We start from the raw sequence: 14,497 nt of genomic DNA on the forward strand, positions 1-14,497 counted from the left end.
CGCTCAGCTGCGCAAGATCATCAAGACCCGAGGTCACTTCCCGACTGACGATGCGGCGACAAAACTGATCTGGCTTGGACTGCGCAATATCACAGCAAACTGGGGGGCCGCGGCCCATGACTGGAAAAGTGCGATGAATCAATTCGCGATTCTGTACGGAGATCGATTTATCAGGCCGACCTGGTAAAAGCATGGCCTGCCTAACGGCAGGCCGTTAACGGCCCGCACACAAAATATCTGACAGTCCCGAGTGTGGCGTTAGCACCGTAGATTTCCACGGCCGGCGTAAATCCAAGCGTCATACATCCCCCTTAATCCCAGGCCGAAACCGGGACAGTGACCTTAAGCTGCGTATCAACCTCGGGCACCGTTACCCAAATCCCCGCGGGCAGCACCGGCCCTTGTTCGGCCAGCAGTGGATTCAGGCGCCAAAGCGCCTCTTCTGTGGCGTCGTCGCACCGTCCGATCTCACGGAACAGCAGGAGATTTACCGAGTCACCGGCAATACTTCTGACCCTACGCATTGGCAAACTCCTTCAGCTCAATACTCCAATTGATCAACATCGCAGTCCCGTCATCAATCACAAAAGTTTGAGTCTCCGTTACATTATCGATCCGCCACAGGCCCCAATTACGCCCAATCCCGTCAATAAATGGCAGAGGCAGGCGCAAGGCCTGCAACGCCCGCAGTTCGTCGAGCCTGTCCATGGCCACTGCGTACATCGCCTTGCCAGTGACGGTCAAGGGAGTGGTCAGCGCCCGGGTCGCGCGCTGTACAAATTGCGGCCAGTCATCGACTGTCACGCCGGTGTTTCTTTCGATTCCGATCATGGAAAACTCTTTATGCAGAGCTAATGACTCGACCCTGGTGATCCACCAATGGGCCGCTCAGATGCACGCCGGCTGCGTCAATCAGCATGCCGACCGCCCCCAATTGCAGCTGGATTGCCTCAGGCGTCATGACCAACTTTGCCTCGCCGATGTTCAGTTCGAGCGATTCGCGAGAGCCGGTGAATGTTGCCGGGCCGTTATGCCAGCGCAGGGAATGACTGGCGTCGTCATAGCCACTTTCGGTGCCGTCCTGGTAGTGGCGACGCGTCAGCGAAGCCACTGTTGAGGCCGGAGGAAACTGACCACTATTGAGGCCGAATAGCGCGACGGACTGACCGCTGCTCTCGCCCCCCCCATGGTTCAGCAACACGCACTGTTCGCCGATGGAAGGAATGCGCGACTCGCTTTGCGCGCCGGCGCTTGGGTTGAAAAACCGGATAGCCGGGGTCAGCAACTCGCCGTGGCGAACCCGGCACGTGTTGCTCGCGGCATCGACTTGTTCGCACACGCCAATGCGACAGAGGCTGTCGGTACGCCGATTCAGGTCCTCGATCTCGGTTTCCATCTCGGCCAGACGCTCGATAATCGGGCCCAGTTGCTGGCTGATAAATGCATCCAACATGGGCTACTCCTCGAGTGTCGTGTATTGGTCCGGATCGTCGATATCCGACACCTCCCAGGTCCGGGCAAATTTCGGCGTGCCCAGCGGGTCGTCGAGCAGTAACGGTCCAAGGTACAAAGCCTGGGTAAATGAAACGGTCCAGGCGTTGTATTGCCGGGTTCCGCTGATGAATGTCGAGGCAACCCCGTCGATGTTCATCGGCAGGTCGCATTGGTCGCGGGGCAGGTTCCAGCGGTTATCGGTGATCAGGTTTTTCAACGCGCTGCCCAGATCACAAGCCTCCAGGCTGGAAGTGGGCAACACGGCTTGCAACGAAACCGTCATGACATGGGCGATGCGCCCGTCATTGGCGCGTTCACCCAGCGCATTGCGTTCCAGGGCAATCAAGACCCAGGCCGGATCACCCGTACTGTCAAAGTCTTGAAGACTCCCAACCCTCAAACCGGGAATGGCAATGCGCAATGCCTCGGCAATGGCGGTAAACAGCTGTGAAGGCTTTTCGATATTTTCAATAACAACAGGCATCAAAGGCCTCCTGTTCAGATTTCAGCGTGAAGGTCAGCGATGCTTGTTTACTGTTGATCGGGACGAGAATCGCGCGGCGGCACCTCGCAAACCCCGATCCGCTTGGCAGCCCAGCGTTCATAAAGCCCGATGGCGACATCCGCCCCGGCCATCGCGGTGAGGCATCCAAAAGCCCCCGCCGCCCAGATCGACACGCCGGCGGCGTACAGCAGCATGATTGCCGAGACCCCGCAGATCATGCAGGCCCCGGAACGCAAGGCCAGGCGCCGCAGCAGTGACCAGCCGCGAGCGCCGTCCTTGTCGGCGCGCCACATTTCGCCGGACACCCCGCCCACCAGGGCAAGGACGATGACGAGCCAGATCGGCATGTCCAGCAACGCTTGTTGCTCGTTTGTCATGTCACGCCTCCGGGAGTGATTGATGAGTGGTTCTTTAAAACGGTGTTTTCTTGAGGTGCCTGATGGAAGGTAGGCATTCCAAAAAGCCCGGCGTAGTTCCGGGCTTTTCAGTAATGCGGCCCTTCGTTGACCTTTCGGCGCTACTGGCGCGGTACGAGTCCATTCATATTGTTTTTCCGACCGCGGTCCCTGCCCGCCGGATAACTGCTTCTGGTGCTTTACGCTGCACACCCGGGTCAGTTGCCAACCCTCTGAACCGTTGAGGCCGGTTCATCGCTGCCTTTGTGGTGGAACTAAAGAACTTCGTTTCGAGCTGCTTTGTTGAGCGGCTTGAGACAAAGAATATGCATGGATGCATATACAGTCAATGCACAAATGCATTTATTTATGCACTGGAAATGCACTGACGCATTGAAACCCCCGCAAACAAAGGCGTTGCCGGTTTTCGATAGGCGAAAAAAAACCCGCCGGGTGGCGGGTTTTATCTGAACGTAGCGAGGTTAGCGGGCGTACATGCCCCACCAGAAGACATGGCCGAGGATGACGATCTGCTCTTCCTGGATTTCCTGGAAGGTGTAGTCCTCGTCCGGATGCTCATCGCGATTGAAGCTGCGCAGGCGAATGCCGGTCGGCAGGCGATATAGCTGCTTCACTCGCAGTTGGCCGTTATGGTTGATCGCATAAAGGTCGCCATCCACGATGTCGCCGATCCCGCACTTGCCCGCGTTCACCCCAACGGTTGCACCATCGCGCAGCACGGGCAACATGCTGTTGCCACGCACCGTCACGCATTTTGCCTGGTCGAATTGCACGCCGTTGTGGCGCAGGCTGCGTTTGCCGAAGCGCAGGCTAGAGCGCTCGCTCTCTTCGATGACGAATCTTCCTGATCCAGCAGCCAATTCAACCTCGCGAAGAAAGGGGACCGACACTTCGTCATCATCGACCGGCGTATCGTCGTCCCACAGACTTATGTCCTTGAGTTCGGAATGTGATTGATCGCGCCCGGCATTGGCGGTCGCCGACACGTCCGTACGGCCGCGCAACTGATCGGTGCTCACGGCGAAGTACTCGGCGATCTTCGAGATGTGTTTATCCGAGGGATCGACGATCTTCCCGCTGAGGATCCGCGAGAGAGTGGATTGAGGCACGCCGGTACGACGGTGAAGCTCCGTGGGGGAGATCCCGTGCTGATCGAGCAGTGCTCTTAAAACGGTAGAAACATTGCGTTTTTGCATAACGCGCATAGTGCTTGTTCTTTTCACTGAAGACAAATGCTGTTTTGCATAAAACGTGCATATCCAGCGCAAATGTGCCACAGGGCTTTCATGCCTGCGTCGGGCGGACCGCCCATGGTAATCTTGCGCCCATCGCGGAAAAGCCGGGCCAATGCCCCTCCTTTGCCCTACACCTTTCAACGAGTTTTCCTGAATTTCCGATGAATAAAGCCATCTCCGATTTGTCCTCTCACACGCCAATGATGCAGCAGTACTGGCGTCTGAAGAACCAGCACCCTGATCAGTTGATGTTCTACCGCATGGGCGACTTCTACGAGATCTTCTATGAAGACGCAAAGAAAGCCTCCAAGTTGCTGGACATCACCCTGACCGCTCGCGGGCAGTCTGCCGGCCAGGCGATTCCGATGTGTGGGATTCCTTACCATGCAGCGGAAGGTTACCTCGCGAAACTGGTCAAGCTTGGCGAGTCGGTGGTGATTTGTGAGCAGGTGGGTGACCCGGCCACCAGCAAAGGGCCGGTGGATCGTCAGGTAGTGCGGATCATCACGCCGGGCACGGTCAGTGATGAAGCGCTGCTGGATGAGCGTCGGGACAATCTGATCGCCGCGGTGCTGGGTGACGAGCGCCTGTTCGGCCTGGCCGTGCTGGACATCACCAGCGGCAATTTCACGGTGTTGGAAATCAAGGGTTGGGAAAACCTGCTCGCTGAACTGGAGCGGGTCAATCCGGTAGAGCTGATGATCCCGGATGATTGGCCAAAAGACCTGCCGGCGGAAAAACGTCGAGGGGTTCGTCGCCGTGCGCCGTGGGATTTCGAGCGCGACTCGGCGCTGAAAAGTTTGTGCCAGCAGTTTTCGACCCAGGACCTTAAAGGCTTTGGCTGCGAGAACCTGACCCTGGCCATCGGTGCCGCCGGTTGCCTGCTCAGCTACGCCAAGGAAACCCAGCGCACCGCCCTGCCGCATTTGCGCAGCCTGCGCCATGAGCGCCTGGATGACACCGTGGTGCTGGATGGCGCGAGCCGTCGCAACCTGGAACTGGACACCAACCTGGCCGGTGGCCGCGACAACACCCTGCAATCGGTGGTCGATCGCTGCCAGACCGCCATGGGCAGCCGTTTGCTGACCCGCTGGCTGAATCGTCCGCTGCGGGATCTGACCGTATTGCTGGCGCGCCAGACCTCGATCACGTGCCTGCTCGACGGCTACCGCTTTGAAAAGCTGCAACCGCAGCTCAAGGAAATCGGCGACATCGAGCGGATTCTGGCGCGGATCGGCCTGCGCAACGCCCGCCCTCGCGACCTCGCTCGTCTGCGCGATGCACTGGGCGCTTTGCCTGAGTTGCAAGTGGCGATGACCGAGCTGGAAGCACCGCACATCATTCAACTGGCCAAGACCACCAGCACCTACCCGGAACTGGCGGCGCTGCTGGAAAAAGCCATCATCGACAACCCGCCTGCGGTGATCCGTGACGGCGGCGTGTTGAAGACCGGTTACGACAGCGAACTCGACGATCTGCAATCGCTCAGCGAAAACGCCGGGCAGTTCCTGATTGATCTGGAAGCACGCGAGAAAGCCCGCACCGGCCTGTCGCACCTGAAGGTCGGTTACAACCGCATTCACGGCTACTTCATTGAACTGCCAAGCAAGCAAGCCGAATCCGCGCCGGCCGACTACATCCGTCGCCAGACGCTCAAAGGTGCCGAGCGTTTCATTACCCCGGAACTCAAGGCGTTCGAGGACAAGGCGCTGTCGGCCAAGAGCCGTGCCCTGGCCCGCGAGAAAATGCTTTACGAAGCGCTGCTCGAAGACCTGATCGCCCAATTGCCACCGCTGCAGGACACCGCCGCTGCGCTGGCCGAACTGGACGTACTGAGCAACCTGGCCGAACGAGCGCTGAACCTCGACCTGAACTGCCCGCGTTTCGTCGACGAGCCCTGCATGCGTATCACCCAGGGTCGTCACCCGGTGGTCGAGCAAGTGCTGAGCACGCCGTTCGTGGCCAACGACCTGAACCTCGACGACAACACGCGGATGCTGGTGATCACCGGTCCGAACATGGGCGGTAAATCCACCTACATGCGTCAGACCGCGCTGATCGTGTTGCTGGCGCACATCGGCAGCTTCGTGCCGGCGGCCAGTTGTGAACTGTCGCTGGTGGACCGGATCTTCACCCGGATCGGCTCCAGTGATGACCTGGCGGGCGGCCGTTCGACCTTCATGGTCGAAATGAGCGAAACCGCGAACATTCTGCACAACGCCACCGAACGCAGCCTGGTGCTGATGGACGAAGTCGGGCGCGGCACCAGCACCTTCGATGGCCTGTCCCTGGCATGGGCCGCCGCCGAGCGACTGGCGCACCTGCGGGCTTACACGCTGTTCGCCACCCACTACTTTGAGCTGACAGTGCTACCGGAGGCGCAACCACTGGTGGCCAACGTTCACCTCAATGCTACCGAGCACAACGAACGCATCGTGTTCCTGCACCATGTGCTGCCTGGGCCGGCGAGTCAGAGTTACGGCCTGGCAGTAGCGCAACTGGCCGGTGTGCCGAGCGAAGTGATCGTGCGTGCTCGCGAGCATTTGGGTCGCCTGGAAGCCACCGCCCTGCCCCACGAGGTTGCGCCACCCGTCAAAGGCAAACCGGCCGCGCCACAGCAAAGCGACATGTTCGCCARCCTGCCGCACCCGGTGCTCGACGAGTTGACTAAGCTCAACCTGGATGACATGACCCCGCGTCGTGCACTCGAAATGCTCTATACACTGAAGAACCGGATCTAACGCACTTGCCTGCAAGCTGTTAGAATCTCGCGCGGTTTGGGATGCTGCTGGCTAATAGCCTGGCCAGCAGACTATCGCTCCCAAACCTGGCGACCCCTACGTGAAGGGGCGCAGCAAGCCGCGCCTGAGGAGAAAATTAGAAATGACCTTCGTCGTCACCGACAACTGCATCAAGTGCAAGTACACCGACTGCGTAGAAGTCTGTCCGGTGGACTGCTTTTACGAAGGCCCGAACTTCCTGGTGATTCACCCGGATGAGTGCATCGACTGCGCATTGTGCGAACCAGAATGCCCTGCCGTGGCCATCTTCTCCGAAGATGAAGTGCCTGCCGGCATGGAGGAGTTCATTCAGCTGAACGTGGAACTGGCCGAAATCTGGCCGAACATCACCGAGAAGAAAGAATCGTTGCCTGATGCAGAAGAGTTTGATCGCGTCATCAACAAATCTGTAGGCAGTAAGCTCAAAGATCTCGAACGCTGATTACCCCCGCGTTCCGATAAAAGGCCCCACGAGGGCCTTTTTGCTTTTTTGCAGGCAAAAAAAGGGGCGGTTCGACCCGCCCACATTTTTTCCCTATTCCCTGTATTCCTTTTCATCGTCCTGATGAATCACTTCCTGTGATGTCCTTTCCCTTCATCCTTGAAAGGCGTGTCTGTCCGTCGACACAGTTCAGATAGTAGAGACTTCCTTACCAGGAGCAATCGGCCCGAATCAGGAAAACCTGTTGTCACATGCTCTTAACTTTAAAAAATATGCATACACATCAAATAGATAGATTTGATGTTGTAGGAAAATGGACGACTAGCGCCCTGTAAAAATAACGAACGCTTACGAAAGAGTAAGCAAAGACTTACAACGCAAGACTACAAACTTGCGGCAAACCCCCAGGCAATAAAAAACCCCGAACCAGTCGGGGTCTTTTACTACCGGTCAAGCGTATCGCCTATTGAAACAGCGACTCGCTCGACAGGCCGTTCTTCTCGAGAATCTCCCTAAGACGCTTCAGGCCTTCCACCTGAATCTGTCTGACCCGTTCCCGGGTCAGGCCGATCTCCAGGCCTACGTCTTCAAGCGTGCTGCTCTCGTGCCCCCGCAAGCCGAAGCGACGCACCACCACTTCGCGTTGCTTGTCGGTCAGCTCCGACAGCCATTGATCGATGCTTTGGGACAAATCGTCATCCTGCAGCAGCTCACAAGGGTCGGTTGGACGGTCATCAGTCAGGGTGTCCAGCAGGGTTTTATCCGAATCCGGACCCAGCGAGACGTCGACCGAAGAAACCCGCTCGTTGAGGCCAAGCATGCGCTTGACTTCGCCCACCGGTTTTTCCAGCAGGTTGGCGATTTCTTCGGGTGAGGGTTCATGATCGAGCTTTTGAGTCAGCTCCCGTGCAGCCCGCAGGTACACGTTAAGCTCCTTGACCACATGGATCGGCAACCGGATGGTCCGGGTCTGATTCATGATCGCGCGCTCGATGGTCTGACGAATCCACCAGGTTGCGTAGGTCGAAAAGCGGAAGCCGCGTTCAGGGTCGAACTTCTCCACTGCCCGAATCAAGCCGAGGTTACCCTCTTCGATCAGGTCCAGCAGCGACAGCCCACGATTGACGTAACGCCGGGCGATTTTAACCACCAGCCGCAGGTTGCTTTCAATCATGCGCTTGCGCCCGGCCGGATCGCCACTTTGCGACAGGCGCGCAAAATGAACTTCTTCTTCCGGGGAGAGCAATGGGGAAAAGCCGATTTCATTGAGGTACAACTGCGTGGCATCCAGTGCCCGCGTGTAATCGATGTACTTGTGCTGCTTTAGCGAAGCGGAGTGTTTGGATTTGGCACGAACGGAAGGTGGAGCTGCCCCTTCATCATTCGACATCGAATCCGTCCCGATGCCGGTCTCCATCAGGAGAACCTCATCGTCGATGTCAAACTCCGGCACTTCTTTACTGAGAGCCATTGTTATAGTCCTTTGGTGAGTTCGACCTCAAGCTCAAGCGGCGCCTTTATCCTTGGCAACGCTGGAGCCTGTTCCCTCTACGTGACGGAACAGGCTGGCTAACAAATCAACGACGTGGCAGGAATTGCAGCGGATCTACAGGTTTACCTTGCCGGCGAATCTCAAAATGCAGTTTCACCCGGTCTGTACCCGTTGACCCCATTTCGGCAATTGTCTGTCCGACCTTGACCTGCTGCCCCTCCCGAACCAACAGCCTGCGGTTATGTCCGTAGGCACTAACGTAGGTATCGCTGTGTTTGATGATGACTAATTCGCCGTAGCCCCTTAAGCCACTCCCGGCGTATACCACCGTCCCATCAGACGCAGCTAAAACAGGCTGTCCCAAATCTCCGGCGATATCAATTCCTTTATTCAAACTACCGTTTGAAGAGAATTTTCCAATCAGAATGCCATTAGATGGCCATCCCCAGCCGGTCGGGGCCGGTCCCGCAGGCGGCAATGGAGCGGGTGCCGGCTTGCTGGCGACGGACGGTGCAACCACCGTTGTCGTCGTAGTTGCGCCATTCGCCTGACGTCGGATTATCGTGGTTTTACTCGACGACGAAGGCGCCGAATCGGATGCGTTGGCCACCGCTGTCGGCGTTGATCCGGTGCGACCATCGAAGCGAATTATCTGACCCGGATGGATCGTGTAGGGCGTAGGAATGTTGTTCCGTGCGGCGAGGGCTTTGTAGTCCCATCCGTAGCGAAAAGCGATCGAGAACAGGGTGTCTTTTGGCCGAACGACATACTGACCCGTGGTCACTGCCGGACGTTGGGGCGTAGCGTTACTGCGATCGACGACACCGACGCTACTCGATTTGGTGCTGGAGCAACCGACCAGCAAGGTGCTCAAGACAAGGCCAGTCACCAGGCGCTGAAAGCTCGTTGTACTCATACGCTGCGCAATGACTGTGAGACTCACCCGCCGCTCCCTATGTGGTGGCTGAAATTGTGGTTTGCCGTGTCCCGGCTCGAGATGTCGCAAGTATAACGGGCCGAACAGGCTTTACCTTTAATGAAGCGAAATCGCGACGCGCACACGTTTGCTGACTGACGATAAATACCGTTTAACCAATCGATGCCGCTGTAAGACACGGCCAATCGAAGAGAATTCAGCGCGCCAAAACAAATGCTCAGGCCAGTGGTCCGTTGAGCAATGGCACGAAACGCACCGCCCCCAAAACCCGCCGGGAAAAGCCTTGTTCTTCGCGGATGATCAGCATCAGCTGTTGCACCTCGCCGGAGCCGACCGGAATCACCAGCCGTCCACCCGGTGCCAACTGATCGAGCAACGCCTGAGGCACATCGGTGGCCACTGCCGTGACGATGATGCCGTTGTAAGGCGCCAGCGCTGGCCAGCCCTCCCAGCCATCGCCCCACCGAAACACCACGTTGCGCAGGTTCAGCTCCACCAGGCGCTCCTTGGCCCGGTCCTGCAAAATCTTGATGCGCTCAACGGAAAACACCCGTTCGACCAACTGCGACAGCACCGCTGTCTGGTAGCCCGAGCCCGTGCCGATTTCCATCACCTTGTCCAAGGGACCTGCCTCCAGCAGCAACTCACTCATGCGAGCCACCATGTAGGGCTGGGAAATGGTCTGGTTGTGCCCGATAGGCAACGCCGTGTCTTCGTAAGCACGATGGGCCAGCGCTTCGTCGACAAACAGGTGACGCGGTGTACGACGGATGACTTCCAGCACCTTGGCATTGGAAACACCTTCTTCATACAGACGCTGAATCAGGCGCTCGCGGGTCCGTTGAGAGGTCATCCCGATGCCGCGACGCAGCATATCGTCTTGTTCACGAGACATTAGCGCAGCCCCTCCAACCAGCCATCGAGACTACTGAAGGCATCATTGAAGGTGCGATCCAGTTGCAGCGGGGTGATAGAAACATAACCCTGCATGACGGCATGGAAATCGGTGCCCGGGCCACCATCCTCAGCATCCCCGGCGGCGGCGATCCAGTAACCGGACTTGCCGCGGGGGTCGACCACTTTCATGGGTGCCGCGGCCCGTGCGCGATGCCCGAGGCGGGTCAGCTGAATACCGCGAATATGGTCCAGCGGCAAATTGGGAATGTTCACATTCAGTACCGTGCGCGGCGGCAGGTCGAGATCGCCATGGGCTTCGACCAGCTTGCGTGCAAAGTAGGCGGCTGTGGGAAGGTTCTCTACTTGTCGTGAGACCAACGAGAAGGCAAACGAAGGGCGCTCAAGGAAACGCCCCTCAAGGGCTGCCGCCACGGTGCCGGAATACAACACGTCATCGCCCAGGTTGGCGCCCAGGTTGATCCCCGAAACAACCATATCCGGTTCGCGCTCCAGCAAGCCGTTCAGGCCCAGGTGCACACAATCGGTGGGAGTGCCGTTCACGCTGATAAAGCCGTTGGCCAGAGTTTGCGGGTGCAACGGACGGTCGAGCGTCAGCGAGCTGCTGGCGCCGCTTTTGTCCTGGTCCGGGGCGATAACCACGCATTCGGTGTAATCCGCCAGCGCAGCATAAAGCGCGGCGAGACCGGGTGCGGTTACCCCATCGTCGTTAGAAATCAGAATACGCATGGGCTGTCCGTCTGCCCCACCGGCACCAGATCAACAAGCTCGCGCACCAATACGGTGGCAAAGCATCCGGCCGGTAGGACGAATTCCAGTTGCAGAATGTCAGGCTCGGGATAATGCCACGTCAACCCACCAATGGGCAGCCGCAGAATGCGACGTTCGTGGCTCATACCGGCGTTAATCAACCAATCACGCAAGTCCGCTTCGCGAGCGGCGATTTCCTGCTCCAGTACATGGACAACGCCGGTCGCCGGCGAGTCACCTTCGCCCCACTGCGGGCCTGTCGGATGCAGATCGAGTATCGCCAGTCGCGGGTCGTTGCATTCGGCCTCACCGGCTGGAAAGAAGCTGCGACTGTCGGTGAAGGCCAGCAGATCGCCGACCTGGGCCTGCTGCCAGGTACCATCGGCGACGCGTGCCGCCAACACCTGATTAAACAAAAAACTGCGCGCGGTGGAGAGCAGACGCGAGCGCACGTTGCGCTGCTCAGGCAACGCTTTGCGCGCGGCCCAGGCACGGGCATCGACCACATTGCCGCCGTCGAAGCCGAAACGTTGGGCACCGAAATAATTGGGAATACCCTGCTTGGCGATCAGTTGCAGTCGCTGTTCAATCGCCGTTTTGTCGCCAGCAAATTGAGTCAGGCGCAAGGTGAAACCATTAGCCGAATGAGCGCCGCGTTGCAGCTTGCGCTTATGCCGACCGGTCTTGAGAATTTTCAGCGTGTCGTTTTCGGCGGCCGACAAATCAGGATCAGCCTTGCCCGGCAGTTGCACGCTGAACCATTGGCGCGTCAGCGCCTGACGGTCCTTGAGCCCGGCATAACTGACGGTGCGCAATGGCACGCCCGCAGCCTTGGCGATACGCCGCGCCGCTTCCTCGGTATTCAGTCCGCGCTTTTCCACCCAGATCCACAAATGCTCGCCATCACCGCTGAGGGGGATATCGAGCACTTCATCGACCTGAAAATCTTCTGCCGTGGCTTTCAGAACCGCGGTGCCAAGCGCCTCACCATAGGCCCGCGGGCCAAGCAATTGCGATTCGTTCATGCGCGCAGCAACAAGGCAACGGAGTGCACGGCAATGCCTTCTTCGCGCCCGACAAAGCCAAGCTTTTCGGTGGTGGTAGCTTTCACGTTCACTTGATCCAGTTCAATTTGAAGATCCGCGGCAATCAGCGCGCGCATCGATTCGATATGCGGGGCCATTTTCGGCGCCTGGGCGACGATGGTGTTATCAACATTGCCGACTTTCCAGCCTTTGGCATGAATCAATGCGACGACATGACGCAACAGCACACGGCTGTCGGCGCCCTTGAAGGTCGGGTCGGTGTCCGGGAAATGCTTGCCGATATCACCCAGCGCGGCCGCGCCGAGCAAGGCATCGCTCAAGGCGTGCAGCAGGACGTCACCGTCGGAGTGAGCGAGCAGCCCGAAGCCGTGTGCAATGCGCACGCCGCCCAGAGTAATGAAATCGCCTTCAGCGAAACGGTGCACATCATAGCCGTGGCCAATACGCATAAAAAAACGCCCCGATTTTTGTCAGGGCGTGATTCTACCTGCTTTGTCGATCATTAGGCGCCTAGTGCACGCCCATGATGTTGCAAGTGATCGCCGATAAAACTGGCGATGAAGAAATAGCTGTGGTCATAGCCCGGTTGCAGGCGCAACGTCAGCGGATAACCGGCCAGTTTGGCCGCCTGTTGCAAGGCTTCAGGCTTGAGCTGGGTGGCAAGAAAATCATCGCGATCGCCTTGATCCACCAGCAGCGGCAACTGCTCGTCAGCCTCGGCAATCAATGCACAGGCATCCCATTCACGCCACTTCGAACGGTCTTCACCCAGGTAACGACTGAAGGCTTTCTGACCCCATGGGCAATCCATGGGATTGTTGATCGGCGAGAACRCCGACACCGATTGATAACGCCCCGGGTTGCGCAGCGCGCAGACCAGYGCGCCATGGCCCCCCATGGAGTGCCCGCTGATGCCACGCTTGTCCGATGCAGGGAAATGGGCTTCAACCAATGCCGGCAATTCCTGCACGACGTAGTCATGCATCCGATAGTGCCGCGACCATGGTTCCTGCGTGGCATTCAGATAAAACCCGGCACCCAGTCCGAAGTCCCAGGCCCCCTCCGGATCACCCGGCACATCCGGACCGCGCGGGCTGGTGTCCGGCGCCACAATAATCAGCCCCAACTCGGCGGCCATGCGCATGGCGCCGGCCTTTTGCATGAAGTTCTCGTCGGTGCAGGTCAGGCCGGACAACCAGTACAGCACCGGCAATTTGCCGCCCTGCTCCGCTTGCGGCGGCAGATACACGGCAAACACCATGTCGCAGCCGAGCACATCTGAACGGTGCCGATAGCGCTTGTGCCAGCCGCCGAAGCTTTTCTGGCAGGAGATATTTTCCAGGCTCATGACCGACCTCAGAAATGGATGACGGAACGGATGCTCTTGCCTTCATGCATCAGGTCGAACGCCTTGTTGATATCTTCCAGGCCCATGGTGTGGGTGATGAACGTGTCCAGCGGGATCTCACCGGTCTCGGCCATTTCAACGTAGCTTGGCAACTCGGTACGACCACGCACGCCGCCGAACGCCGAACCGCGCCAGACGCGACCGGTGACCAGCTGGAATGGTCGGGTGGAGATTTCCTGACCGGCACCGGCGACGCCGATGATGACCGACTCGCCCCAGCCTTTGTGGCAGCACTCAAGGGCGGCGCGCATCAATTGCACATTGCCGATGCACTCGAAGGAAAAGTCGACGCCGCCATCGGTCATGTCGACGATGACTTCCTGAATCGGACGGTCGAAGTCTTTCGGGTTCACGCAGTCGGTTGCACCCAGTTGCTTGGCGATCTCGAATTTGGCCGGGTTGATGTCGATGGCAATGATGCGTGCAGCCTTGGCTTTTACCGCGCCAATCACCGCCGACAGACCAATGCCGCCGAGGCCGAAAATAGCCACGGTGTCACCCGGTTTCACCTTGGCCGTATTGAGCACCGCGCCGATGCCGGTGGTGACACCGCAGCCCAGCAGGCAGACCTTTTCAAGTGGCGCTTCTTTTGCAATTTTGGCGACGGCGATTTCCGGCAGCACGGTGTATTCGGAGAACGTCGAAGTCCCCATGTAGTGGAAAATCGGCTGGCCCTTGTAGGAAAAACGAGAAGTGCCGTCGGGCATCAGACCTTTGCCTTGAGTCGCGCGAATCGCCTGACACAAGTTGGTTTTGCCCGACAGGCAGAATTTGCACTGGCGGCATTCCGGGGTGTACAGCGGGATCACATGATCGCCGACTGCAACCGAGGTCACGCCCTCGCCGATCGCTTCAACCACCGCGCCACCTTCGTGACCGAGGATTGACGGGAAGATACCTTCCGGATCAGCGCCGGACAGCGTGTAGGCATCGGTATGGCAGACGCCGGAAGCAACCACACGCAACAGAACTTCGCCGGCCTTGGGCATGGCGACATCGACCTCGACGATCTCGAGGGGTTTCTTGGCCTCGAAGGCAACGGCAGCGCGCGACTTGATCATGTGGGTTCTCCAGTGA

At 58.4% G+C, this 14,497-nt stretch carries 15 protein-coding genes and 2 pseudogenes; 3 read left to right on the forward strand and 14 right to left on the reverse strand.

Features of this window, described 5'->3' with window-relative positions:
- A pseudogene (locus tag AC1D2P_RS13955) lies at window positions 1–187 on the forward strand (IS256 family transposase); the annotation flags it as partial.
- Window positions 188–311: 124 nt separating this feature from the next.
- Here the strand turns inward: AC1D2P_RS13955 and AC1D2P_RS13960 are convergent.
- The 6 genes and pseudogenes from AC1D2P_RS13960 to AC1D2P_RS13985 form a co-directional block, all read right to left on the reverse strand.
- A complete protein-coding gene (locus AC1D2P_RS13960) occupies window positions 312–524 on the reverse strand; it encodes a tail protein X (protein ID WP_109788210.1) in 213 nt (70 codons plus the stop codon).
- Window positions 517–774: pseudogene (locus AC1D2P_RS13965) on the reverse strand (phage tail protein); the annotation flags it as partial. The pseudogene AC1D2P_RS13965 and the gene AC1D2P_RS13960, both read right to left, overlap by 8 nt.
- A gap of 67 nt (window positions 775–841) precedes the next feature.
- Window positions 842–1,453 (reverse strand): phage baseplate assembly protein V, encoded by a 612-nt coding sequence (locus AC1D2P_RS13970; protein ID WP_223523877.1) that lies wholly within the window; start codon window positions 1,451–1,453, stop codon window positions 842–844.
- A gap of 3 nt (window positions 1,454–1,456) precedes the next feature.
- Window positions 1,457–1,978, reverse strand: a complete 522-nt coding sequence (locus AC1D2P_RS13975; protein WP_223523875.1) for a hypothetical protein — start codon at window positions 1,976–1,978, stop codon at window positions 1,457–1,459.
- Between the two features lie 47 nt (window positions 1,979–2,025).
- Window positions 2,026–2,376, reverse strand: coding sequence for a phage holin family protein (locus AC1D2P_RS13980; RefSeq protein WP_109788206.1), 351 nt, complete (start codon window positions 2,374–2,376; stop codon window positions 2,026–2,028).
- 500 nt (window positions 2,377–2,876) lie between these two features.
- Entirely contained in the window at window positions 2,877–3,611 is a 735-nt protein-coding gene (locus tag AC1D2P_RS13985; RefSeq protein WP_109786100.1) for an XRE family transcriptional regulator, read from the reverse strand.
- Between the two features lie 212 nt (window positions 3,612–3,823).
- On the opposite strand from AC1D2P_RS13985, the gene mutS reads away from it, so the two are divergent.
- Window positions 3,824–6,391: a DNA mismatch repair protein MutS gene (mutS, locus tag AC1D2P_RS13990; protein WP_477811476.1), complete on the forward strand. Its 2,568-nt coding sequence runs from the start codon at window positions 3,824–3,826 to the stop codon at window positions 6,389–6,391.
- Between the two features lie 142 nt (window positions 6,392–6,533).
- Window positions 6,534–6,872 carry a ferredoxin FdxA gene (gene fdxA, locus AC1D2P_RS13995; protein WP_223523872.1) on the forward strand — a complete coding sequence of 113 codons (339 nt, stop codon included), beginning with the start codon at window positions 6,534–6,536 and terminating at the stop codon, window positions 6,870–6,872.
- Window positions 6,873–7,335: 463 nt separating this feature from the next.
- On the opposite strand, the gene rpoS is transcribed toward fdxA, so the two are convergent.
- From rpoS to AC1D2P_RS14035, 8 genes are all read right to left on the reverse strand, one after another.
- Window positions 7,336–8,343, reverse strand: coding sequence for an RNA polymerase sigma factor RpoS (gene rpoS, locus AC1D2P_RS14000; protein ID WP_059407844.1), 1,008 nt, complete (start codon window positions 8,341–8,343; stop codon window positions 7,336–7,338).
- A gap of 106 nt (window positions 8,344–8,449) precedes the next feature.
- Window positions 8,450–9,307 carry a peptidoglycan DD-metalloendopeptidase family protein gene (locus AC1D2P_RS14005; protein ID WP_109785999.1) on the reverse strand — a complete coding sequence of 286 codons (858 nt, stop codon included), beginning with the start codon at window positions 9,305–9,307 and terminating at the stop codon, window positions 8,450–8,452.
- Between the two features lie 211 nt (window positions 9,308–9,518).
- The gene (locus tag AC1D2P_RS14010) at window positions 9,519–10,154 is read right to left on the reverse strand and encodes a protein-L-isoaspartate(D-aspartate) O-methyltransferase (RefSeq protein ID WP_175649021.1); all 636 of its coding nucleotides are present in this window, start codon (window positions 10,152–10,154) and stop codon (window positions 9,519–9,521) included.
- Between the two features lie 41 nt (window positions 10,155–10,195).
- On the reverse strand, window positions 10,196–10,945 hold the full coding sequence (gene surE / locus AC1D2P_RS14015; protein WP_046029231.1) for a 5'/3'-nucleotidase SurE: 750 nt from the start codon (window positions 10,943–10,945) through the stop codon (window positions 10,196–10,198).
- On the reverse strand, window positions 10,933–11,991 hold the full coding sequence (truD, locus tag AC1D2P_RS14020) for a tRNA pseudouridine(13) synthase TruD (RefSeq protein ID WP_109786000.1): 1,059 nt from the start codon (window positions 11,989–11,991) through the stop codon (window positions 10,933–10,935). Before truD ends, surE begins: the two co-directional genes overlap by 13 nt.
- Window positions 11,988–12,461: a 2-C-methyl-D-erythritol 2,4-cyclodiphosphate synthase gene (gene ispF / locus AC1D2P_RS14025; RefSeq protein ID WP_046029226.1), complete on the reverse strand. Its 474-nt coding sequence runs from the start codon at window positions 12,459–12,461 to the stop codon at window positions 11,988–11,990. The genes truD and ispF overlap by 4 nt, the downstream gene beginning before the upstream one ends.
- A 53-nt stretch (window positions 12,462–12,514) precedes the next feature.
- On the reverse strand, window positions 12,515–13,360 hold the full coding sequence (fghA, locus tag AC1D2P_RS14030) for an S-formylglutathione hydrolase (RefSeq protein ID WP_477811471.1): 846 nt from the start codon (window positions 13,358–13,360) through the stop codon (window positions 12,515–12,517).
- Between the two features lie 8 nt (window positions 13,361–13,368).
- Window positions 13,369–14,481 carry an S-(hydroxymethyl)glutathione dehydrogenase/class III alcohol dehydrogenase gene (locus tag AC1D2P_RS14035; protein ID WP_477757770.1) on the reverse strand — a complete coding sequence of 371 codons (1,113 nt, stop codon included), beginning with the start codon at window positions 14,479–14,481 and terminating at the stop codon, window positions 13,369–13,371.
- Window positions 14,482–14,497: the final 16 nt, after the last annotated feature.

Source organism: Pseudomonas sp. P1_F1_2 (assembly GCF_056405815.1).